The organism is Streptomyces sp. H27-C3 (assembly GCF_030063415.1).
In the GTDB taxonomy this organism is placed as follows: domain Bacteria; phylum Actinomycetota; class Actinomycetes; order Streptomycetales; family Streptomycetaceae; genus Streptomyces.
On record NZ_JASITA010000029.1, the window covers coordinates 75,998 to 98,208 of the forward strand.

A 22,211-nucleotide genomic window follows, 5' to 3' on the forward strand; every position below is an offset into this window, starting at 1 on the left:
GTCCCGAAGGAACGCTTGGGCTCAGCCCCAACCCTGTCCCGTACGGCCGCGCTTCGTCTCGCTGCGGGCCTTCTTGTTGCGCAGGCGCCGCTCGTTGATGCCGCGGGGGATCTTCTTCGCCTTGCGCGCCTTGGGCGGCGGGGCCGTCGCCTCGGCGAGCAGGGCCGCCATCCGCACCAGCGCGGTCTCGCGGTTGCGCCACTGCGAGCGGTGCTCGGACGAGCGTACGGATACGACGCCTCCCACCAGCCGGGGCGCGAGGCGCTCCAGCGCCCGCTCCTTCCAGACCGGGGGCAGCGCGTCGGTCCTGGCCAGGTCGAAGCGCAGCTCCACCTGGGAGTCGGTGGTGTTGACGTGCTGGCCACCGGGTCCGGACGACCGGGAGAAACGCCACATGAGCTCGGCCTCCGGCAGGAGGACGGAGCCGCTGATGACATGGGGACCGGACATGCGTCCTATGATCCCGCGTTCCGGGGCCTTTCGTCACCCGTTTTACCGGGGGCGCACCGGTGTCGGGTGGGGTGTTCGGTAAAGAAAGCAAAGAGACCTGGAACCCAGCGGTGGGCTGTTGGCGTTAGGACGGGTGACGGTAGCTTCGGATCCGAAGCCCGCACGACCTCCAGCACTAGGAAAGGGACCTCCCCATGGCAGTCAGCCTCAGCAAGGGCGGCAATGTCTCGCTCACCAAGGAAGCCCCGGGCCTGACCGCCGTCACAGTGGGCCTCGGCTGGGACGTCCGTACGACCACGGGTACCGACTTCGACCTCGACGCGTCCGCCATCGCGGTCAACGCGACGGGCAAGGTCGTCTCGGACGGTCACTTCGTCTTCTTCAACAACAAGTCGACGCCGGACCAGACCATCGTCCACACCGGTGACAACCGCAGTGGCGAGGGCGCGGGCGACGACGAGGCGATCAACGTCAACCTGGCAGGTCTGCCGGCCGACGTCGACAAGATCGTCTTCCCGGTCTCGGTCTACGACGCGGAGGCCCGCTCGCAGAACTTCGGCCAGGTGCGCAACGCGTACATCCGCGTGCTGAACCAGGCCGGCGGCACCGAGATCGCCCGCTACGACCTCAGCGAGGACGCCGCCACCGAGACCGCCATGGTCTTCGGCGAGCTGTACCGCAGCGGCGCGGAGTGGAAGTTCCGTGCGGTCGGCCAGGGTTACGCGTCCGGCCTGACGGGCATCGCCCAGGACTTCGGCGTCAACCTCTGACTCCGACGCACAACACGCAGGTGTTGAACAGGCCTTGAACAGGGCTTGTTGAGCATGACTTGCTGAACGGGCTTGTTGCACAGGCTCGTCGCGAAGGGCCCCGGCTTCGGCCGCGGCCCTTCCGCATGTCCCGGTCCACCGTCCGGGCTCTACAAGGAAGCCTTCAAGCGCAACGGCATCGCGGGCGACGGCAAGGCCGCCTACTCGCGGGTCCACTACGTCAACGCGTACGTCAACGCGTACGTCAACGCCTTCTGGGACGACTCCTGCTTCCGCATGACGTACGGCGACGGCGAGGGCAACACCAAGCCCCTCACCTCGATCGACGTCGCCGGGGCGGAGGCCAAGGCCGTCGCCGCCGCCTGGACGGGCGTCAACGTGAAGTAGTCAGGTGCGGCAGCGCTTCAGGGAGAGTCGGGCTTGTCCTGGCCGTAGAGCCAGGTCTCCCACAGTCCCGTCAGATCCTTGCCGGAATTCTTCTCGACGTACGCCGTGAAGTCGTCCGTGGACGCATTGCCGTGACGGTGGGTGGCGACCCAGCCCCGCACGATGTCGTAGAAGGCGTCGTCGCCCACCGCTTCACGGATCTTGTGGATCACCATGGCGCCCCGCCCATAGACGGGAGCCGACGAGATGTCCGCCGCTGTGGGCGGATCGGCGGGCGGGAAAGCCCAGTTGGCCTTGTCGTCGAAGGCCTCCTTGAAGCTCTCGTCGGCGCTGCGGTCCTCGTACATGTCCTCCTCCCAGAGCCACTCCGCATACGAAGCGAAGCCCTCGTTGAGCCACATGTCCCGCCAGGACTTGGGCGTCACGGAGTTGCCGAACCACTGGTGGGCCAGCTCGTGGACGAGCGTTCCCTCATCGGGCGCGCCGGGGAAGACCGGCTTGGTCTGCGTCTCCAGGGCGTACCCGGCGTCGTCCTCGCGCTCGACGATCGCACCGGCGGAGGAGAAGGGGTAGGGCCCGAAATTCTCGGTGCCCCAGTCCATGATCTCGGGAATCCTCGCCAGGGCCTTCGCGCTGTCCTTGGCCACGGTCGGGTCGATTGCGGTGAAGACCGGCAGGCCCGACTTGGTGCGCGAAGTCTTCGTTTCGTACTTCCCGATGGCGACGGTCGCGAGGTAACTGGCCATCGGCTCGGCCGAGTTCCAGTGGAACGTGGTGCGGTCACCGCGGGTCCGCTCGCTCTTCAGCTCACCGTTGGAGATGGCCTTCAGGCCCTTGGGGACGGTGACCGTGATGTCGTACGACGCCTTGTCCAGCGGGTGGTTGTTGCCGGGGAACCACGCCATGGAGCCGGTCGGCTCGCCGAGCGCGAGCGCGCCGTCCTCGGTGGGCAGCCAGCCCTCCTCGGACTCGTCGTCGTCGGTGATGGTGGCCGGCTCCCCGGAGTAGCGGACGACCGTGCGGAAGGTCTCGCCGTCGGTGAGCTCGGCCCCGGGGCGCAGCGTCAGCTCGTCACCGGCCCGGCTGACGGCCGCCTTCTCACCCTCGACCTTCGCGGCGTCGACGTGCATGCCGTGGAAGTCGAGGTTGAAGGCGCTGAGGTCCCGGGTGGTGCGGGCAGTGATCTCCGCGGTGCCCCGGAGACGGCCGGACTTCGGGTCGTAGTCGAGGGTCAGGCCGTAGTGCTCGACGTCGTAACCCCCGTTGCCGAGCTTGGGGAAATACGGATCGCGTACGCCCGAGGCGCCCGGCTCACCGCTGACGCCACCGCTTGTGCAGGACGTGAGCAGGAGCAGGGCGACAGCGGCGGTGGGTGCGGTGCGGCGTACAAGCGTCCATTGGTCCACACAGGTGATCCTATGTGCGGAATGAGCCGGTCGAGGGGCCGGTGCCGGACGGGTTACCGCCTCACTTGCCCAGCGCGGCGACGCCCGCCTGCGCGAACTTCTCGTCCAGGTCACCGCTGGGCGCACCCGCGACACCGACACCCGCGATCGGGGCGCCCTTGGCCTGCACCGGGGCGCCGCCCGCGAGGAACAGCGTGCCGGGTATGTCCTTCAGGTTCGGCGCCTGGGCCAGGCGCTTGGCCAGCTCGGACGTCGGGGCGTTCCAGGAGACGGCGGTGTACGCCTTCTTCTCGGCGGACTCGTAGGACTGCGGGCCGGCGCCGTCGCCGCGCAGCGTCACCACGGTGTTGCCGTTGCGGTCGACGACGGCGACGGTGACGCGCTGGTTCTCCTTCTTCGCGGCGTCGAGGGAGGCCTGCGCGGCCTTGGTCGCGGCGGCCACGGTCAGGTGGGTGGACTGGGTGAGATTCCGGTTGGCGGTGTCGGCCTTGACCGCGGCGGCGGGGGCGGCGGCCGGGGCGGTGGCGCTCGCGGACACGGCGCCGAAGGTGCCCGCGCCGAGGGCGGCAGCGGCGACGGCGCCGGTGAGGACTCGGGTACGCGGCGAAAGCTTCTTCATGGTGGCTCCTCGGATCGGTCGAGCGGGTGTGTCTTGCTCTGCTATCGATCCTCCGGCCGGTGCCGGGCCCGCCCCGTCGGCGTACCGGCTGCAACCCGGGTGCGGGACGGCCGACGTCCCCGTCAGCCGATCGGTTGATGCGGGGCTGGTCCCCCCGGGTCACCATGGGGACGTGGGCGCGTCGTGAACGGGACGTACGCGCAGGTCGGCAAGGGTTCGCCGGAGCGTCCGTGAGCGCACAGGCGCGAGCGGCACCCGCACGAGCACACGTACACACACGCACGGACACGAGCGCGCGGACACGAGCGAGGAGCGGGCGAGGGTGCAGCACACGCGGCAGGAGCACCGGGACCCCGACGCGCGCTGGCTCGCCCCCGTGATGCACATGGCGTTCTTCCTGCTGCTCGGCGCATCGCTCGCCCGGTTCCTGCTGCGCCACCCCGGCGAGGCCCGCACCCCGTGGATCATCGCGCTGAGCATCGCGCTGGCCCTGCTGTACGTCCTCGGACCCGTGCTCGGCCCGGCCCTGGGGCCCGCCGCGCCCGGCGCCGCCCGTCCCACGCCGCGGCGCCTCGTATGGCTCTCCGCGGTGGTGGCGGTGTGGATGGTGCTGGTGGTGCTCGCGCCGAGCTTCGCCTGGTGCGCGGTTCCGCTGTTCTACACCGGGCTGCGCACGCTCCCGCCCCGCGCGGCCCTGGCACTCGTCACGCTGCTCACCGTCTTCGTGGTCACCGCGCAGCTCCAGCTGGCGAGCGGCGGCTTCGACCCGAACCTGCTGCTCGCCCCGCCCGCCGTGGCCGCCGTCGCGACCGCCGTCTTCCTCTATATGCAGCGCCAGGACGCCCGCCAGCGCACCCTCATCGACGACCTGATCCGCACCCGGCGCGAACTGGCCGCCACCGAGCGGCGCGAGGGCACCCTCGCCGAGCGGCAGCGGCTGTCCATGGAGATCCACGACACCCTCGCGCAGGGTCTGTCCAGCCAGCAGATGCTGCTCCAGGCGGCGGACCGCACCTGGAGCACCGACCCGGACACCGCCCGCCGCCATGTCCGCACGGCCGAGAGCATCGCGGAGCGCAACCTCGCCGAGGCCCGCCGCTTCGTCCACGACCTGGCCCCCGCCGACCTGGCGGCGGGCGGCGGCCTGGAGGAGGCGCTGCGCAGGCTCGCCGGCCGCGAGTCGGCGGCCTTCCTGGTCGACGGGACGGCGGTCGCGCTGCCGGACCGGGTGCAGTCGGCGCTGCTGCGGATCGCGCAGGGCGCGCTGGCGAACGTACGGGAACACGCGGGCGCGCAGACCACCGCGCTCACCCTCACCTACCTCGGCGACCAGGTCGTCCTCGACATCGCCGACGACGGCCGCGGTTTCGCACCGGAGCGCGGCGCCCCCGACAGCGGTGTCCGGGGGCACGGCCTGCCCGCGATGCGCGCCCGCGTGCAGCAGTTGGGCGGCACCCTGACCATCGAATCGGCCCCCGGCGAAGGCGCCGTCCTGTCCGCCGCGATCCCCCTGGAGGACACACCGTGACGTCCGAACCCCCCGCGAACCCCACGCACCCCGTACGCATCCTGCTCTGCGACGACCACGCGGTCGTACGCGCCGGGCTGCTCGCCCTCCTCGGCAGCGAACCCGACATCGAGGTCGTCGGCGAGGCGGGCAACGGCGAGGAGGCGGTCGCCATGGCCGCCAAGCTGAAGCCCGACGTCGTCCTGATGGACCTGCAACTGGGCGAGGGCATCGACGGCGTGGAGGCGACCCGCCGCATCGCGGCGATGCCCGCCGGCGGGCCGCACGTCCTGGTCCTGACCACATACGACACGGACGCCGACATCACCCGCGCCATCGGGGCGGGCGCGACCGGCTATCTGCTGAAGGCGGAGCGCCCCGAGGAACTGTTCGCCGCGATCCGCTCCGCAGCGCAGGGCCGCAGCACGCTCTCGGCGCCGGTCGCCAGCCGGGTGATGGCCCGGATGCGCGGCACCCGGCCGCCGACCCTGACGGAACGGGAGCTGGACATCCTGGGGCAGCTCGCGCACGGGCTTGGCAACCGGGAGATCGCCCGCGCGCTGTTCATCAGCGAGGCCACGGTCAAGACCCACCTGGGCCGGATCTACGACAAGCTGGGCGTCGACACACGGGCGGGCGCGGTGTCGGTGGCGAAGGAGCAGCGACTGCTGTCCTGAGCGGGGACGTTTCCCCAGCTCAGGGGCGTATGGCAGGACCCACCCGGCCACCGTGACACCATCGAACCGTGCTCGACATCGGTTACTCCCTCTCCCGCCGCTTCCCGGACCCACCGCAGACCGACTACCGGCGCGCGGACGTCCGTGACCTGCGGCACGACCTGTTCTGCGGTGACGTGTACCTCGCGGACACCAGGGCGGACCGCGAAGTGTCCACAGCCTGGGGATGGGTGCCGGTACTCGACTTCGCGTGGGCGCTGTGCGACATCGTCGAGCAGCTCGACCAGGACCCGCGCGGCAGCCGCTCCGCCAAGCCGCAGTTCGCCGAGCTGGACTTCACCGAGTCCTCGGACCACATGTTCTTCGAGCGGCGCTTCGGGTGGGTCGACATCGCGGCCGACTGGATGACGACCGACGAGGCCCCGATCACCTTCGGCCACCGGCTGCTGCGCCGCGAGGCCCGCGACTTCCTGCACGACCTGATCGCCGACCTGACCGACCTGCACGACGGCCTCGGCGACAACCCGGCGATCTGGGCCCTCCAGGCCCGCTTCCCCCGCATCCCCTCCTGAGGCCCCGAGTTCTTACGCCCCAGGACCCGCCACCTTCACACCCATCTGCGCCGCGAACGCCGGTGCGAGGTCAAGCAGTTGGGACGGGCTGATCACCGCGCCCGTCAGCCGGTCGATGCCCCGGGCGATGTCCAGCTCGGCGACCGTACGCAGGTCGACGTCCACCATGGTGGCGGCGGAGAAGTCCGCGCGCCGGATCACGCAGTCGCGGAACTCGACCCGCTCCAGGCGCGCGCCGCCGAAGTCCGGCTCGACCAGCACACAGCTCTCGAATACGACGTCCTTCAGCCGCGCCGTACGCAGGTTCAGGTAGTCGATCTTCCCGCCGCGCACCAGCACCCGCTCCAGCATCGACGCGTGCAACTGGACCCCGCCCAGCCTGGCGTCGATCAGCTCCACGTCCCGCAGTGACGCCTCCGCCAGATCGGTGCCCACGCCCCGCACCCCGTCGAGCACCGAGTCCATGATGCGGGCCCTGCTCAGCCTGGTCTCGTCCAGCGCGACGCCGTACATCCCGCAGTCCATGAAGCGGGCGCCCCGGCCCTCCTGGCCCACCAGGTCGAGATCCCGGAACTCAAGGCCGTCGTAGTCCCCCTCCGATTCCAGCGCGCCGTCCTCGAACGGCGCGAGCGACGGCAGCCGCACATCGGCGCGCCGCACCGGCCGCACCACCGGGGCCATTTTCGCCGTGCCGCTCTTCGCTCGCGCGTTGTCGGTGCTCGTCTTCCGTGCCATCGCCATCCACCCACTGTGGACCATGGCACTGACAAGCCGCCCCGAGCCAGGTCCCGAGCCGGGTCCACCACCTCATCCATCTCATCCATGTCACATCCGCGAGCCCCGCCCGTCACACCGGTAAGAGCGATCACCGACGTTCGGATCAGCAACGTTCAGACCACCGACGTTCGGATCAGCGACGTTCAGACCACGACCCGTTCGTCATTTCCGACCTGGACGCCCCCGGCTGGATCGAACGGTTCACCGCACAGGACCCGACCCTCGCCCCGGCCGGTGAGCAGCTCGTCCAGAGCCAGATCCCGCTCGCCCCCGCGTTCCTGGACGAGCGCGGCCTGCGGGCGACCGTCGTCTTCGACGCGGTGGGCGGCGACACCGGCCGCGCGGCCGTGGATCTGCTGGGCCCCGGCGGCAGGCACCTCGTGTTCGGCTGGGCCGGGGAGGGCCTGCGCGACGGCAGCCCGCTCGCCTGCACCGACGAGGAGCTGGCCGAGCGCGGCATCGTCTCCGAGGGCGTGCTCGGCTCGGCGATGATGCGCAAGGCCGGCGGCGACAACCCGCTGCGCACCCTGGAGACCCGCGCCCTGACCGAGGCCGCCGCGGGCCGTCTGGTCCCCGCCGCCCAGCGCCACCCGCTCGCCGAGGAGACGGCGGCGCACCGAGCGCTGGAGACTCGCGGCACGGTGGGCAAGGTGGGCAAGGTGGTCCTGGTCCCGTAGGGACCCCGAGCCCGAGCCCACATCCACAGCCACATCCACGCCTCAGCCCGCACCTCTCAGCGATCCGCGTCCGCATCCACAGCCAGAGCAACGTCCCCACCCTCACCCACCCGCCGCAGGAACTCCCGTACAAGAGCGGCGATTTCCTCGCCGTGCGTCTCCAGGGCGAAGTGTCCGGCGTCGAGCAGATGGATCTCCGCGTCGGGCAGGTCGCGCGCGAACGCATTCGCGCCGGCCGCGCCGAAGATCTCGTCGTTCCTGCCCCACGCGATGAGGGTCGGCGGCCGGTGGGTGCGGAAGTACTCCTGGAAGGCCGGGTACGCGTCGAGGTTGAACTGGTAGTCCCAGAACAGCTGGAGCTGGATCTCCGCGTTCCCCGGCCGGTCGAGCCCGGCTTGGTCGAGCAGCCAGCTCTCTGGACCGATCCGGTCCAGCCGGTCGGCGGGCACGCCGTGCTCGTACTGCCACCGCGTCGCCTCGACGGTCAACTGCCCGCGCACCGCCTGCTCGTTCGCCTCGCGATCCTTGGCGTGCGCGAACAGCAGGTCCCAGAACGGCGTGAAGCCATCCGTGTACGCGTTGCCGCTCTGGCTGATCACCGCGGTCACCCGCTCCGGGTGGCAACTGGCGATCCGCAGTCCGATCGGTGCGCCGTAGTCCTGGATGTAGATCGCGAAGCGGTCGACCCCGATCCGGTCGAGAAGACCCAGCGTGATCTCGGTCAACTTCTCGAAGCTGTAGGTGAATTCATCCACCTTCGGGGCGGCGGAGCGGCCGAAGCCGATGTGGTCGGGCGCGATCAGGTGGAACTCGTCGGCGAGCTCGGCGATCAGCACGCGGTACATGTGCGAGCTGCTCGGGAAGCCGTGCAGCAGCACGAGGGTGGGTCGCGTAGGGTCGCCCGCCTCGCGGTAGAAGACCTCGAGTCCGTCGACGACGGCGGTCCGGTATCGGGCATCAAACACACTCATGGCTACCTCCGGGCAGCACGGGAACGGGAACGAGAACGAGAACCGAAGAGAACGCTCGTTCTCTCGTTGCGATGTAGAGTACGAGAACGATGGTTCTCTACGCAAGGGGTGCTGAGGGAATGGACGCCGAGACGGCCGAGGCCAGGCTGCTGGAAGCCGCCGCGAGGCTCTTCAACGAGCGGGGCGTGCAGGCCATCGGCATGGACGCGATCCGTGCCGCGTCCGGGGTCTCGCTCAAGCGCCTCTACCAGCTGTTCCCGTCCAAGGACGACCTGCTGGAGGCGGTTCTGCGCCGCCGCGACGACACCGTACGCAGCGAGATCGAGCAGCTCACGGCCGCCGCCGGGACCCCGCGCGAGCGGGTGCTCTCGGTCTTCGACTACCTCGACGCGTGGTTCGCCGAGCCCACCTTCAGGGGGTGCGTGTTCATCAACGCGTACGGCGAGATGGGCGGGGTGTCCGAGGGCGTCGCCAAGGTCGTCCGCGCCAACAAGCAGTCACTCCTTGACCACTTCACCGACCTGGTCACGGCGGCCGGCGCCGCGCCGGGACAGGCCGCCCCGCTCGCCGCCCAGCTGGCCATCCTGGCCAACGGCGCGATGGCCACCGCGGGCATCACCGGCTCCGCGGAGCCGTCCCGGCAGGCCCGCGCGGCGGCCACGGTCCTACTGGACGCGGCGATCGGCACGCCGAGAGCACCGAACGCCGCGATCGGGACAACACAGGGCACTAGTGCCGCAACAGGCAACGTTCGCCCCGTCGCGACGCCCAGCACGCACTCCCGCCGCACCGGCCGAAAGCCCGAGTACGTCCAGTACGCGGACTTCCGGCCGGCGCACCAGGAGCACGCACCGGACGCCGCTCCTTGACGGGCAAACGTTGCCTGCCGCGGCACTAGCCCCCGAGCTCGGCCAGGGCCCCGTCCGTGAGCCGGTAGACCGTCCACTCGTCCTGCGGCTGCGCGCCCAGCGCGCGGTAGAAGTCGATCGACGGCTGGTTCCAGTTCAGGACGGACCACTCCAGGCGCTCGTAACCCCGCTCGACGCAGATCCGCGCCAGCTCGGTCAGCAGCGCCTTCCCATGGCCGCCGCCCCGCACCTCAGGGCGTACGTACAGGTCCTCCAGGTAGATGCCGTGCACCCCGCGCCACGTCGAGAAGTTGAGGAACCACAGCGCGAAGCCCGCGACCTCACCCGACTCCGTCTCCGCGATGTGCGCGTACGCGGCCGGGCGCTCGCCGAAGAGCGCCTCGGTCAGCTGGGCCTCGGTGGCGCGCACCTCGTGCAGCGCCTTCTCGTAGTCGGCGAGTTCGCGGACCATCTCGTGAATGACGGGGACATCGGTGGCTGTGGCAGTACGGATCATGACCGCACCCTAAGGGAACTCAGGGAGTGGCCCCGAGCAGCCTCTTCCCGATCACCACCTGCTCCTCCTGAAGCCTGCTCTCGCCGTCCTCCACGTCCCACAACCCGTTCTGCAGCAGCCGCCCGAGCGTCCAGGCCCGCGCCCGCTCCCGGTCGAGCCCCAGCACCTCTGTCATCAGATCGAAGCGCGGCAGCACCTGCGCGGCGTCGAACCGGTTGTCGAGCGCGGGCCACAGGTCGAAGCCCGGGTCGCCCGCGAGGGGCTTCGGGTCGATGGCGATCCACGGCTCGCGTCCGGAGCCCGGCAACGGGGCAAGCACGTTGTCCTCGTGCAGGTCCCAGTGGAGCAGCCGGTCGCCGGGCTCCCCCGCCACTTCCCGCACCGCGCCCGCGCACCGCTCAAGCAGCCGTCGTTCCGCCTGGTCCACCAGCCCCCGCAGTGCGTGCGGTACGTCGTCGAGCATCGCGCCCGCGATGTCACCGAGGCTTCGCATTCCCTCCGGGGCGGGTACGGCGGTCAGCCTCGCCAGCAGCTCCGCGATGATCCGCACGGCCTCCATGGGGTCGGGCAGCGCCGACAGATGCCGGCTCGCGTCCAGCCGCTCAAGGAGCAGCGCGCCACTCGCCTCGTCGTGCTCCAGAACCCGTACGGCGCCGTCGCCGCCCCACAGCTTCAGCGCGACCGGTTCGCCCGCGCTCTCCTCGTCGAGGAGCTGGAGCTTGAGGGCGGCAGGCGTCCCGTCGGCCCGTTCCACCGGGAGGACGAGCGCGGTCATGCCGTGCATCGAGGGGCCGGTGCGCCGCAGCCGCCACTGCTCCACGTACGCGTTGGCCTGCTCGGGGAGTCCCGCGATCCAGTCGCGCCCGGCAGCCCCGTTCGCGTCGGCCTGGGACTGTGCCAGCTCGTCCGGAACATCGGTAATGTCGATCACGCGGCAGATCCTACGGACGTGCGTCAATCTGCACATGCGTATTTCCGTGACGGCCCTGACCCGCGCCCGGGCCCATGTCTGGGCCTATGTCCGGAGCGCCCCCGGCACCTACATCTGGCTCGCGATCCTCTTCGTCACCGCCTTCGCCACGCACCGGATGTCGCCGGCCTTCGAGGAGGAGTTCCAGCGGCAGCGCTCGACGAATCTGCACGAGCCGGCGGAGAATCCGCGCCGCGTCCTCTTCTCCAGCGCGCTGTGGATCGACGGCGGCAGGTGGCTTCCGTACGCCGCGCTGTACACGGTCTTCCACGCCCAGGCGGAACGCCGGCTCGGGACCCTGCGCTGGCTGGCCGTCGCCGCCGGCGCGCACACCGGGGCGACCCTCATCAGCCAGAGCGTGCCGCTGTGGGCGATCCGCCACGACCTCGCACCGCAGTCGTCGGCCAACGCGCTTGATGTAGGGGTGAGTACGCGCTGGCGGGCGTCGTCGCCGTCCTCACCCACCGGATCGCGCCGCCCTGGCGGTACGCCTACCTGGTGGTCGTGCTGGTCGTGTACGGCACACCGCTGATCACCGGCAGGACCTTCACCGACCTCGGACACTTCACATCCGTGCTGATCGGTCTCGCCTGCTGTCCGCTCACCCGCGGCGGCGACCGGGAGGCCACCTGGAACCCGGCCACCTGGCTGCGCGCCCGCACCCACCACGGTTGAACACCCGCGCCCACCCCACCTGCCCACCCACCGTGCCCACCCCACCTGATGACCACCCCGCCATTGCCGCACCCCGCCTCCGCCCGCTAGCGTCCCGGCACCACCGCTGATCAGCAGCTGAGCAAAAACCGAACGCAGGGACATCATGAGCACCGTCAACGGCGGCATCTCCTACTGGTACGCGAACGAGGGCATACCCGCCCCACGCGAGCCGCTGCCCGGAGACGCGACGGCCGACGTCTGCATCGTCGGCGGCGGATACACAGGGCTGTGGACGGCGTACTACCTCAAGAAGGCTGTCCCCTTCCTCAACATCACCCTCCTGGAAGCCAAGTTCTGCGGCTACGGCGCCTCCGGGCGCAACGGCGGCTGGCTGTACAACGGCATCGCGGGCCGCGACCGCTACGCGAAGCTGCACGGCCACGACGCGGCCGTACGCCTCCAGCAGGCCATGAACGACACCGTCGACGAGGTCGTACGGGTGGCCGCCGAAGAGGGCATCGAGGCCGACATCCACCAGGGGGGCGTACTCGAAGTCGCCTACACCCCGGCCCAGCTGACCCGCCTCAAGGACTTCCACTCGGTGGAGACGGCCTTCGGCGAGAAGGACCGCCTGCTGCTCGGCGCCCGCGACACCGCCGAGCGGGTCCGGGTCACCGGCGCGGTGGGCTCGGCCTGGACCCCGCACGGCGCACGGCTGCACCCCGTGAAGCTCCTCAAGGGGCTCTCGGCGGCCGTCGAGGCGTTGGGCGTCACGATCCACGAGTCGACGCCGGTCACCGAGATCAAGCCCAAGCACGCCATCACCGCGTACGGCACGGTCCGCGCCCCGTACATCCTGCGCTGCACCGAGGGCTTCACCGCGAACATCAAGGGCCAGAAGCGCTCCTGGCTCCCGATGAACTCCTCCATGATCGTCACCGAGCCGCTTCCGCCGTCCGTCTGGGACACCATCGGCTGGGAGGGCCGCGAGAACCTCGGCGACATGGCCCACGCGTACATGTACGCGCAGCGCACCGCCGACGACCGCATCGCCCTGGGCGGGCGGGGCGTCCCGTACCGCTTCGGCTCGAAGACGGACAACGACGGCCGCACCCAGCCCGCGACCATCGAGGCGCTGCGCGAGATCCTGGTCCGCTTCTTCCCCACCACGGCCGGGATCCACATCGACCATGCCTGGTCGGGCGTGCTCGGCGTGCCCCGCGACTGGTGCTCCACGGTCACCCTCGACCGCGCCACCGGCCTCGGCTGGGCGGGCGGTTACGTCGGCAGTGGCGTCGCCACGACCAACCTCGCGGCCCGTACGCTCCGCGACCTGATCCAGCAGGACTCGGGCCAGAGCGGCCCGACCGACCTCACCACGCTGCCCTGGGTCGACCACAAGGTGCGCAAGTGGGAGCCGGAGCCGTTGCGTTGGCTGGGCGTCCAGGGCATGTACGCCGCCTACCGCGGCGCCGACCGTCGCGAGGCCGCCGGACACGACACCCGGACGGACCGCGTCGCCCGCATCGCGGACCGGGTGGCGGGCCGCCACTGAGCACAGAGCACAGAGCACAGAGGGCTGAGCACGACGCCGAGACGCCTGCCCTCCCGGTCGGAGAATCTGCGCATACGGATTTCCCCACGATGAAAGGCGGCACTGTGGTGCCGCGCCTGCGCCGGGCATCCCCCCACAGCGCGCGCTGAACGTACAGCACAGGTACGACAAACGCCCCGGGAAGGTCCGTTTCGGATCGTCCCGGGGCGTTGCTGGAGCCCCCTGTCGGATTCGAACCGACGACCTACGCATTACAAGACCGTGAGCATCCATGTTGTGCGGTACCGAGTCGTGCTGTGCGATGACGTTCCACCTGATCAGAGCATGTGAAGCTGTTTGGCCTGCGTTGCCTCGTATTACGTCGTCCAAAGGCGTCCGGCCACCGGCTGGCCACCGAGGCGGGCTCCGCTGGCGACCAAGGACTGCACCACCGGCGTTGTCGGATTCCCACAGGATCTGCTGGGGAGTCCGCTCCCAGCAAAGCACTCCAGAGAAACCCCCTGGCGTAGCCGGTACGGATCAACCCGCACGTCACGGACGGGCAGCAGAAGCCTCCACTCGACGTACGGACCGGCGGCGGCGCGCCCAGCCCTCGTCCCATCCGCACAGAGAACCGACATGGTGCCTACCGTCTGGCTTGCACTTGCTCATACAGCACCTTCTCGGCTTCTCGAAGCTCGTGCTCGACGGCTTCAGTGAGGTTCGGGTTGTCGATGAGAATGCCGAATTCGACGTTGTTGTTCTCCGCACTCCAGGAAAAGTTGGCGCTGGTGACCAGGAGGAGCCGATGGTCAATGGCTAGGAACTTGGCATGGTTGCGGACGTATTTCCCATCGAACTTCTTGGTTCGCCACACTTCTGCGGGCTTCAGGTGGGTGGCGACTTCCGACGTCGTCGGCGACCAGTGCTGATCGCTTCCGTCTGCTGCCTTCGTGTCCATGTAGACCCGGACTTCGACCTCGGCGCGTTGGGCTGCCTTGCGGAGGCCCTCCCAAAGGGCCGAACTGCGCTGGAAGTTGAACGTCGAACAAGTGACCGCCTGGCGGGCGCCTTCCACGAGCTTGGGTACGGAAGTGGTGAGCGGTCCACTCTGCGCGAGGTGGCCAGGCATCGTCCACAGCGGAGACAACGCCGTCGGCAGTGCGCGTGCTCCCTGCACCGCTCGCAGGACCGGAACGTGGTGCCGGACCGCGTCGTCGCCAAGGGCGATGGCATCGAGGAGACCCCGGACTTCTGCTCTACGGCCGACGGAGACGACCTTGAGGGCCGTGGTCACGGTGTCACCGTCGGCGAGGCGATCGGCGATGCCCTTGGCCTCGGTGCCGGTAAGTAATTGACCGAGTCGTCCCGCAGCCGCTATTGCCTCACTCATGGAGGGTGAAGAACCCGAGATCGCTGCCCGGGAGGTCGATGAGGAAGCGGCGCTCCAGGAACCGATTGGCCCTCTCGCACGAAGTCTCTGATGCCATGACGCAGCAGTGGCAGGCGGCACCGTGGAGGAAGTCCTCCGGGTCCTGGGGAGTGCGCATCGAGCAGACCGGGTCGGAGGAGCAGCGCGCCGCCTTTTCGAGGGCGTTGGCGACGACATGCTGGAGCCGGGCAGGCTCGCTGAGCTGAACCAGGCCGCCGAGGGTGCCGTCGGAGTCGGAGGCGGTAGTGCAGATCAGGAGTCCGGCTGCGGGCTCCCGGCCTTCGGCGGCCGGCCACGCGTAGAGACGTTCGCTGAGGCTGGCCGCGGAGTATCCGCAGGTGATGGCGAGCTCACGGATCAGGACATGGGCGAAGGTGTGGATGAGCCAGTAGCGCGGCGGCTTCAGACGGGAGTCGGCTTTGACGTTCGCGGCGGTCTCGGAGAAGCGGCGCGCGAAGTTGCGTTCGTGGGCCGCGCGGTGGGCCTCCCAGAGGTCGGTGGCCAGGACTCGCTCCTCCCATGCGGCGACACCGGTTTCGTCGAGTTGGAGGAAGATGCCCTCGCCTCGGTCCTCGGTGGCTACGGTCCAAGCGGGCCGTGGCGTACGGGTCAGGGGGGCGAGCCGACGCGGTAGGTCGCCGACTCGGTCCATGTCGTCGATGCGGGTGAATCCGACCAGGGCGTTGACCTTGCGGAGGCGTTCCACCGCAAGGACCCGGGTGATCTCGGGCTGGAGGGCGTGGTCTCGGTCACGCTTGGAGAGGGTCAGGCCGCTCTTCTCGTCCTCGTCGCGGGCGCCGAAGAAGTCTTTGAGCAGGTAGCGCCACTCGGGGACCAAGAGATCGACCGGGTCCCAATCCCGGATCTGCTCTTCCTGCTCCTCCGGGGTGACGGTCGGGGCAGCTGCCGCTTCGACGGCTACTTCCAGTTCTTCGTCGGAGAGGTGTGCAACCTCCAGAGAGCCGTCGAGGAGGTCTCGGATCATGTCCAGGTTGTTGCGATACTTGGCCAGCTTCTCGCCCAGGGTGGTGCGGATGCGGTCGGCGAGGTCGCTCGCCTTCTCCTGCTGAGACTCCGGCATCACGATGATCGACTGAGTGGCAGGGAACCACAGGTTGGAGGCGCCGACGAGCATCAGTCGCGTCTCGTTGCCGCAGCCCTTGGGCTCGAAGGCGTCCAGGTGGGGGTGGCGGCCCCGGCACCGAGGCAGCTTGGTCTTACCGGCTTCGCCCTGGGCCTCGTTCATTGGCCGCTTCATGTCGCAGGCCCCGCAGTGGATGACCGCCGAGGCACCCTTGCCGGCTGTCCGGTCGACCATCTTCAGCGCCGGATGCTGGGCCTGGCTGCACGGCTGCCCGCGGTGAACCCACAGCTCGTAGGGGAACTCATCGAGGTGCCCGTCAGCGCAGGCGAGGAGGTAGCGGGCGGGGACTGCAGGGCGGCGGGCAGCTTTGCCGGTCCGCTTTCCGGCCCGGCCGGTGCACTTGGTGTGCTCGAAGCAGGCCAGGTCAGTTCGGAAGGGATGGGTGTTGCGGTAGTCGAACTGTGAGATCAACCCGAGCGTGTCGCACCCGGTGCAGCGCAGCCACTGCGGGAACACCCGGGCTGGCACGCCGAGGTCGTTGCCCTCGGTGGACAGGCTGAGGCGCTTGGGCTGCCAGGGGTGAGGGCGGAGCTGGACGTCGGGCGAGCGAAGCAGCATGCGCACCACCTCGCGCAGTCGAGGCGCGTGGATCTGCGGGGGCGCGGCGTCGCGGCGCCGCCAGATGCGGTCCCAGTCGTCAAGGCCGGTGGACATGATCGTGAACTGAGGGAGGTCCATGATCGAGCCGGGGCCGTAGGTGTAGAGGAGCGAGGAGGGCCGACCCGAGCCGACCTTGGCGCGGTTGTGCTTGGCAGCCTTCTCAGCCTCCTGCTCCAGGTCACCGAGTGGGTCGACGGCGCTCGCGGCGTCGTAGACGAAACGCGTCGCATCGGTCGTCATCAGGAGCTCTCCTCGGGCATCACCCATCGTGGGGCGGTGGGGGGTGCGATGTACACCAGGTTTTCCTTGATCGGACTGACCAGAAGGTTGATCTCCGGCTGGACCTCACGCATCGAGTTGGCCACCACGAAGGGTGGTGCGTTGCTGGTGTCGATGCGGGACTTGGCGTTCTCGGCGCTCATCATGAGCGCGTCGTGCCGGGTGTCGTCTGTGACCCTCTCGTAGACCAGCGACTTCCGCAGGTCCGCGAGGTGCTTGCGACGCTTGCCCCAGTGGTCGAGCCGATTATTGAGCCGCAGTCGCGCCCGGTCGGCGGCGTCCTCGTCGGATGCCCGTCGAATGCGGCTGACGAGCGCGTTGATGAGGTCGTCGGCGAAGTGCTGCTCGGCCTCGATGCGTGCCGCGCCGCTCTCGGGGGAAAGGCTGTCGGTGCGTACGGCCTGGAGCACGCGGGCCGCGCTGACCAATACGCCGTCCAGGCCGCGCTCCAGTGACGTCACCGAGAACGGGGTGACGGACAGCGCCTCTACCTGGGCGTAGAACGTCTCGTGGTAGTGCCGGAACTGTTCGAAGTGGGCGAGGTCGCGGGGGCGTGCCCAGTTGCCGAGCGCGACGACCAGACCAGGCTTCCCGGGGTCACGGCCGACACGCGAGGAAGCCTGGATGTACTCGGCGGTGTTCTTGGGCTGGCCCACGACGAGCATCAGACCGAGCCGGGTGACGTCCACGCCGACCTGGAGCATCGAGGTGGCCAGGACCACGTCGTACGGATTGACCTCACGCTCGGGTGCCTGCTTCTTCGCCTCGCGCAGTTCCCGCAGCTCGCGCTTGCCGACGGCTGAGTCGAAGCGGGGGTCGAACGGCACCGCCATCTGGTCCAGGGTGGAGGTGATGTCCGCGCTGGCCACCCGAGAGGTCAGTTCAGCTACGTGAAGTGCCCCGTAGTTGGTTCCTGTGCGACTCGGGAGCTTCGACCAGGGCCGTCGCTTGGCCAACGCGGTCTGGATGTCGTCACCCATATACCTTGCCATACCCGCCAGTTCACGGGTGGCGCTGAAGTAGCCGACGAGGCTCATGTACGGGTCGGCCGCGTCGCCGGAGCGATTCATCAGTAGTTGCGCGCCGGCCATGAGGACCTCGGAGACGCGGATCTCCGCCGTGGTCAGACGGACACCGGTCGTATTGACCCCGATGTAAGCGCGCCCCGGCGCTTTCTCGGAGACCGGGAGTTCCTTGGAGAAGAACGTGTGACCCGCGTCGAGGACCTGCGGTGGGAAGACCGTGACGTCCCGGCCGTACAGCGCGCGTACCTGGTCAGGTGCGTTGCGGGCGGTTGCAGTGGAGGCAACGAGGAGCGGGCGGGCGGGGGTGCCTTCGCTCGTGCGCCTTGCCGTCATCACGTCGATCGCGACCTCGAACAGGCCGACGGTCGTGCCGAGCGCGCCGGTGATCAGGTGCAGCTCGTCCTGGATGATCAGGTCCGGGGGCCTCAGCCGGGTGACCGGGTGTACGGCGGCGGCCGGCAGGCTCTCCCGCTTCGGATGCTTGCTGCCGTCTTTGATGTCGCACTGCTGGTAGTCGGGGTGGACGAACCCGTGGCGCTCGCAGCGCCGGGACACGTACCCGAAGAGCGAGGCTGCCTCGCCCTCACGTGCCAGGCGGGCGAACTTGTCGACCGTGGCGATGACGAACGCGGGCGCGAGCCGGTAGATCTCCTCATCGACGGTGAGCACGGGCAGCCCGTCGGCGACCTCAGCTCCCTCGGAGAACGGGCACTCGGCCAGCTCGTCCCCGCAGTAGACGTACACGCGGCGCACGCTCGGATCGGCGCGCACATCGCGTGCCTCGATCCGGGTGCCGCACCACGGGCAGCGCTGGATCTGCAGCACGGTCAGCCGGTAGCCCCGCCCCGCATTGACCTTTTCCAGTTGGGTCGCGGCCTCGTCGAACCGTTTCGGGCTCACATCCGTTCCGACCCACAACCCGATCCGGAACGGCTCGTCGCCCCACGTCGCCGGGTCCCGCATCCGCGCGAGCTCCGCGGCACAGACCAGAGCTGTCGCGCGCTGGAACTGCTGCGCGGTCAACAGCCGCAGTGTGTACCGCATCAGCACGGCTACGCCGGACCCACCATCAAGCGGCCCGTCGAAGGCGTTCACGACGCCCTGACGCCGACGGATGGCGAAGGTGTACGCCGCGAGGCCGAGGTACGCCTCCGTCTTGCCACCACCGGTGGGGAAGAACAGAAGCTGCGCCTTGGCAAGGTCACCGGAGCGCTTCTCGGCCGCTGGGTCGGACAGCAGCGGCAGCTGCATCAGCACGAACGCGAGCTGGAACGTACGCCACGCGTGTGCCTTGGAACCCTTGTCATCGAGGATCGCCGTACGGGCCTCCTCAAGGCTCTCTTCGGGGTGATTCGCCCGGCGTTGGGCCACCTGTGACTGGACACGCTGGTCGCCCATCACCAGGTTCATGAACCGGAAGCACCGCAATGCCTCGTCGTCGCCGAGCAGGAACTCCAGCCCGTCGGCGAGCTGCCGCTGCACTCGCCGGGCCTCGGCTACGGCGTCATGCCCCTCCGCGCGCAAGTGCTCCGGCAGCGCCTCGGCACGTTCCTGCTCGCCGTCGAGCCAGGCGGTGTAGCTCGCGACAATGGGCATAAGGCCGGAGCGCAGTTGCTCGGGGGACGCGGTCTCCAGCGCACGCATGTCGAGGAGCGCCGACTCGATCTCCTCGGCGGCCGTCTGCGGCGTCTGGGTCGTAGGCAGCCAGGTCGTCCAGACCGCATTCGCGCGCCGAGAACCCTCGGCCACCGACCAGTCGACCGAGCAGGTACGCCCGATCGCGAACTCCAGACGGTCCCGGTACTGGAGACGCAGGCGCCGCAGTTCGTCGTCCCGCTCGGGCCGGGCGTCCCCCATCACGTCGGTGACAGGCAGGAACACCGCCTCGCCGCCGGCCTCGACGGAGATCTTCGTCTGGTACAGCCACGCCTCGACGGGGATCTTGCGCGGGGTCTCCCGGTCGTTGCAGAGCGCCACCTCGATCAGACGGCAGCCGCGCTCGGCGTCGTCGTAGCGGTCGATCCGCAGAACAACCTTGTCCTTGAGCTGAATCGTCGTTGTGCGGGATGAGAAGAGGTCGGCAACGGCGACCGTCTTGGCGATCTCGACCGGAGTCCGCTTGAAGCGGCGCTGCCGCGAAGCCGGGGCTCCGTCGCCATCCTCCTTGCCGCGGCCGTCCTTCTCGTTGATCGGCTCGTAGGTGCCCCAGGTCGCGGTCACCGTGAACACGTCGAGATCGTCCGGGATCTGACACCGCAACCCCATCGACGCGGGGATCATCAGCCCACGCTTCTGCGGCTCGTCGTCGACGCTGTCCTCGTCCGAGCTCGCACTGCTGTCGTCCACGGCAGTCACCGGCACACCACGGCCCGCGTCAGCGTCGACTGCGTCTCCGACGTCCGTCGCGGGGTCATCCGACCCTTCCTCGCTGGGGTCCTGACGGTTTGAGGTGAGACGGACGGGCGCGATCCGACCAATCAGGTAAGCCGTGTCGGGCACACCGTCGAGGATCTCCTCGGGGCCGTTGGCTGGGCCGAGGAGCTCACGTTCCAGAACGTCGACGAGGTTTTCGCGAGCGGTCCAGGAACGACCGTCCGGCTCACGGGCGAGACGGTAGGACGCATCCTGTGGAGACCTCTGGGGCGGCGGCGTGGTCACTCGTCGTCTTCTTCCTCGTCATCAATTTCGGATGGCAGTGGAGCCACACCTTGCACGGCAGCGCGGCGGTGGTTTTCCTGCAGTAGGCGATCCAAAATTTTCACGCGAGCATTCGGGTCGACCGTCCACCGCTCCATTTGTCGATACGTGTGAAACCCGTGGTTGAGTAGAACATCACCCCAGCCATATGCCTCCATGACTGCAGAGTCAAGTTCAGTGTGAATCTGCCGAAGTCGAGCGATATCTCGATCAGCGAATGATTCAACATCAGGGTCATTTACTAGATTATAGAGCTTAGTCACCCCAAGGGAGCGCCGAATCATGATTTCTCGACGCTCGGAGTCGAGAGCATCTCCAAGCCGCGACAGCGTTCGATCCAGATCCGGACGAGGGAAAGTCAAGAATACATCTTTTGGCGTATACACAGGATCCCCGGTGCGCGTGGAACCCCAGCATGTCGCCCAGATTCTATGAATCGACGAAGAAAGCACGGCCAGCAATGCTCGATCCTGCGATGCAATTACCACCGTTTTGTGACTAAAGACTTGCCTTGCGGGAATCACCACTGGAATTTGAGTCGCACTCGTCTGAATGATAATGATCACTTCGTCAAGTGGCGCAATAGCTTCCCGCATCGCAGGTGCATTCCGAGTGAAACGCCACCAAAGCTCCCTGCGCTGGCGGTTCTTATTACGCGCACGCTCTGGCTTCACTGCCTCCAGAACGCGCTGGTAGGGCAGATGATAGTTACTAGATTCAAACTCCGTCCGATCATTGAAATCAATCACCCAGCGACTGGCCTCGAGGTTCGGACTTCCATAGATATCCTTCTTGCCATCCGGATAAGGATATAGCACTTCCTTGTTACAGGAGTCGACTCCGATCCAATCCGCGGCTTCAACCGGGTCCAAAACAAAACCCTTACCCAATACGTTGCAACCTTGGAAAGCAACTTTGACGTTCTCGACCAAACCAACGGGCTCACCTTCAACACGACCACCCGGCTCTAGTAGGGTCGAAATTCGTTCCACTGGAATACCGTCTGACACTCGTGACACTTTAGAGCTAATTACCCCCCGACTACCCCAGCAGGCCGCAAACTCCAGATTCGCACTTGTCGCCGGCCAAGGACGACTCTGAATCGATCGGGTGATCGTAAATCCGCCTTTTGCGATCTGCTCCAGCCCAACTTTGCGCGTAACCCCCTGAGCAACTGTATTTGTTGCGATCAGGCCGAGGCCCCCTTCCTGAGTCAACAGCAAATGAGCCCGCAGGAAGAAGTAAGCGACGATATCTGCACTGCCGCTTTGCCCCGCAGCCAAGACGTTGACAAGCCAATCGCGGAAATTCGCGCCCAGATCCCCAGACAAGTAGGTCGAACCGCGAAAGGGCGGGTTTCCAACAATTGCGTCGAAGCCGCCTCGTTCCATCACGTCCGGCACGGCCAGCACCCAGTGCAGCGGCTTCCAGCGCGCGTAGTCCGTCGTCACTGTTGGGGTGAGTCCGGTTTCGAGGATTCCGTCGAGCATCGCCCGATTCGACTCCTCACCCCGGCCGGGGTAGGCAAGTCCGACCGCGATACCCAGGTTCTCGTACGCCGCTCTCAGCCTCGATCCACCGCGTAGTGGTCGGGCTGTGGATGGAGAAATCAGAAGAGGTGCCCGCTGGCCTGGGATGATGGGAGTTCTTACGCTTCCATCAGACCCGAGCAAGAGGGCACCTGGTAAGTGAAAT

At 68.3% G+C, this 22,211-nt stretch carries 18 protein-coding genes and 3 pseudogenes; 9 read left to right on the forward strand and 12 right to left on the reverse strand.

The features are described from left to right. Positions 1-21 precede the first annotated feature (21 nt). On the reverse strand, positions 22-450 hold the full coding sequence (gene arfB / locus QMK30_RS26115) for an alternative ribosome rescue aminoacyl-tRNA hydrolase ArfB (protein ID WP_283520765.1): 429 nt from the start codon (positions 448-450) through the stop codon (positions 22-24). A gap of 194 nt (positions 451-644) precedes the next feature. Between arfB and QMK30_RS26120 the strand changes: the two genes are divergently transcribed. Continuing rightward, a complete protein-coding gene (locus QMK30_RS26120; protein WP_283520766.1) occupies positions 645-1,220 on the forward strand; it encodes a TerD family protein in 576 nt (191 codons plus the stop codon). 150 nt (positions 1,221-1,370) lie between these two features. After that, positions 1,371-1,562: pseudogene (locus tag QMK30_RS26125) on the forward strand (M4 family metallopeptidase); the annotation flags it as partial. A 62-nt stretch (positions 1,563-1,624) separates the two neighbouring features. Here the strand turns inward: QMK30_RS26125 and QMK30_RS26130 are convergent. After that, positions 1,625-3,013 carry a M1 family metallopeptidase gene (locus tag QMK30_RS26130; protein WP_283520767.1) on the reverse strand — a complete coding sequence of 463 codons (1,389 nt, stop codon included), beginning with the start codon at positions 3,011-3,013 and terminating at the stop codon, positions 1,625-1,627. Positions 3,014-3,074: 61 nt separating this feature from the next. After that, positions 3,075-3,632: a GlcG/HbpS family heme-binding protein gene (locus QMK30_RS26135; RefSeq protein ID WP_283520768.1), complete on the reverse strand. Its 558-nt coding sequence runs from the start codon at positions 3,630-3,632 to the stop codon at positions 3,075-3,077. A gap of 379 nt (positions 3,633-4,011) precedes the next feature. Here QMK30_RS26135 and QMK30_RS26140 point away from each other — a divergent pair, with 379 nt between their 5' ends. The 3 genes from QMK30_RS26140 to QMK30_RS26150 all read left to right on the forward strand — a co-directional run bounded on the left by QMK30_RS26140 (position 4,012) and on the right by QMK30_RS26150 (position 6,388). Further along, positions 4,012-5,160, forward strand: coding sequence for a sensor histidine kinase (locus QMK30_RS26140; protein ID WP_283520785.1), 1,149 nt, complete (start codon positions 4,012-4,014; stop codon positions 5,158-5,160). Next, entirely contained in the window at positions 5,157-5,816 is a 660-nt protein-coding gene (locus QMK30_RS26145) for a response regulator (protein ID WP_283520769.1), read from the forward strand. The genes QMK30_RS26140 and QMK30_RS26145 overlap by 4 nt, the downstream gene beginning before the upstream one ends. A 68-nt stretch (positions 5,817-5,884) precedes the next feature. Then, on the forward strand, positions 5,885-6,388 hold the full coding sequence (locus QMK30_RS26150; RefSeq protein WP_283520770.1) for a hypothetical protein: 504 nt from the start codon (positions 5,885-5,887) through the stop codon (positions 6,386-6,388). Between the two features lie 12 nt (positions 6,389-6,400). On the opposite strand, the gene QMK30_RS26155 is transcribed toward QMK30_RS26150, so the two are convergent. Beyond that, entirely contained in the window at positions 6,401-7,129 is a 729-nt protein-coding gene (locus QMK30_RS26155; protein ID WP_502963232.1) for a pentapeptide repeat-containing protein, read from the reverse strand. Positions 7,130-7,308: 179 nt separating this feature from the next. Continuing rightward, on the reverse strand, positions 7,309-7,542 hold the full coding sequence (locus QMK30_RS26160; protein WP_283520771.1) for a hypothetical protein: 234 nt from the start codon (positions 7,540-7,542) through the stop codon (positions 7,309-7,311). On the opposite strand from QMK30_RS26160, the pseudogene QMK30_RS26165 reads away from it, so the two are divergent. Continuing rightward, a pseudogene (locus QMK30_RS26165) lies at positions 7,438-7,842 on the forward strand (zinc-binding dehydrogenase); the annotation flags it as partial. The gene QMK30_RS26160 and the pseudogene QMK30_RS26165 overlap by 105 nt on opposite strands. 56 nt (positions 7,843-7,898) lie before the next feature. Here the strand turns inward: QMK30_RS26165 and QMK30_RS26170 are convergent. Then, positions 7,899-8,813, reverse strand: a complete 915-nt coding sequence (locus QMK30_RS26170; protein WP_283520772.1) for an alpha/beta fold hydrolase — start codon at positions 8,811-8,813, stop codon at positions 7,899-7,901. A gap of 119 nt (positions 8,814-8,932) precedes the next feature. Here QMK30_RS26170 and QMK30_RS26175 point away from each other — a divergent pair, with 119 nt between their 5' ends. Continuing rightward, positions 8,933-9,682 (forward strand): TetR/AcrR family transcriptional regulator, encoded by a 750-nt coding sequence (locus QMK30_RS26175; protein WP_349362115.1) that lies wholly within the window; start codon positions 8,933-8,935, stop codon positions 9,680-9,682. 25 nt (positions 9,683-9,707) lie between these two features. Here the strand turns inward: QMK30_RS26175 and QMK30_RS26180 are convergent, their stop codons facing one another. Both QMK30_RS26180 and QMK30_RS26185 read right to left on the reverse strand, forming a co-directional pair. Further along, positions 9,708-10,178 (reverse strand): GNAT family N-acetyltransferase, encoded by a 471-nt coding sequence (locus QMK30_RS26180; protein ID WP_283520773.1) that lies wholly within the window; start codon positions 10,176-10,178, stop codon positions 9,708-9,710. 19 nt (positions 10,179-10,197) lie between these two features. Then, positions 10,198-11,145, reverse strand: a complete 948-nt coding sequence (locus QMK30_RS26185; RefSeq protein ID WP_283520774.1) for an aminoglycoside phosphotransferase family protein — start codon at positions 11,143-11,145, stop codon at positions 10,198-10,200. Here QMK30_RS26185 and QMK30_RS26190 point away from each other — a divergent pair. Together QMK30_RS26190 and QMK30_RS26195 are read left to right on the forward strand one after the other, a co-directional pair. Next, positions 11,144-11,823 (forward strand): annotated as a pseudogene (locus QMK30_RS26190) (rhomboid-like protein). The gene QMK30_RS26185 and the pseudogene QMK30_RS26190 sit on opposite strands and share 2 nt — an antisense overlap. A 145-nt stretch (positions 11,824-11,968) precedes the next feature. Further along, positions 11,969-13,360, forward strand: coding sequence for an NAD(P)/FAD-dependent oxidoreductase (locus QMK30_RS26195; protein ID WP_283520775.1), 1,392 nt, complete (start codon positions 11,969-11,971; stop codon positions 13,358-13,360). A gap of 625 nt (positions 13,361-13,985) precedes the next feature. Here QMK30_RS26195 and drmC read toward each other — a convergent pair. Genes drmC through QMK30_RS26215 form a run of 4 tightly spaced genes read right to left on the reverse strand, consistent with a single transcriptional unit; the run spans position 13,986 to position 22,006 of the window. Next, a complete protein-coding gene (gene drmC, locus QMK30_RS26200) occupies positions 13,986-14,732 on the reverse strand; it encodes a DISARM system phospholipase D-like protein DrmC (protein ID WP_283520776.1) in 747 nt (248 codons plus the stop codon). Further along, complete coding sequence (drmB, locus tag QMK30_RS26205; protein WP_283520777.1) at positions 14,725-16,755, reverse strand: DrmB family protein; 2,031 nt, start codon at positions 16,753-16,755, stop codon at positions 14,725-14,727. The genes drmC and drmB overlap by 8 nt, the downstream gene beginning before the upstream one ends. Further along, the gene (drmA, locus tag QMK30_RS26210; RefSeq protein WP_283520778.1) at positions 16,755-20,477 is read right to left on the reverse strand and encodes a DISARM system helicase DrmA; all 3,723 of its coding nucleotides are present in this window, start codon (positions 20,475-20,477) and stop codon (positions 16,755-16,757) included. The genes drmB and drmA overlap by 1 nt, the downstream gene beginning before the upstream one ends. After that, entirely contained in the window at positions 20,474-22,006 is a 1,533-nt protein-coding gene (locus QMK30_RS26215) for an Eco57I restriction-modification methylase domain-containing protein (protein WP_283520779.1), read from the reverse strand. Before QMK30_RS26215 ends, drmA begins: the two co-directional genes overlap by 4 nt. Positions 22,007-22,211 lie beyond the last annotated feature (205 nt).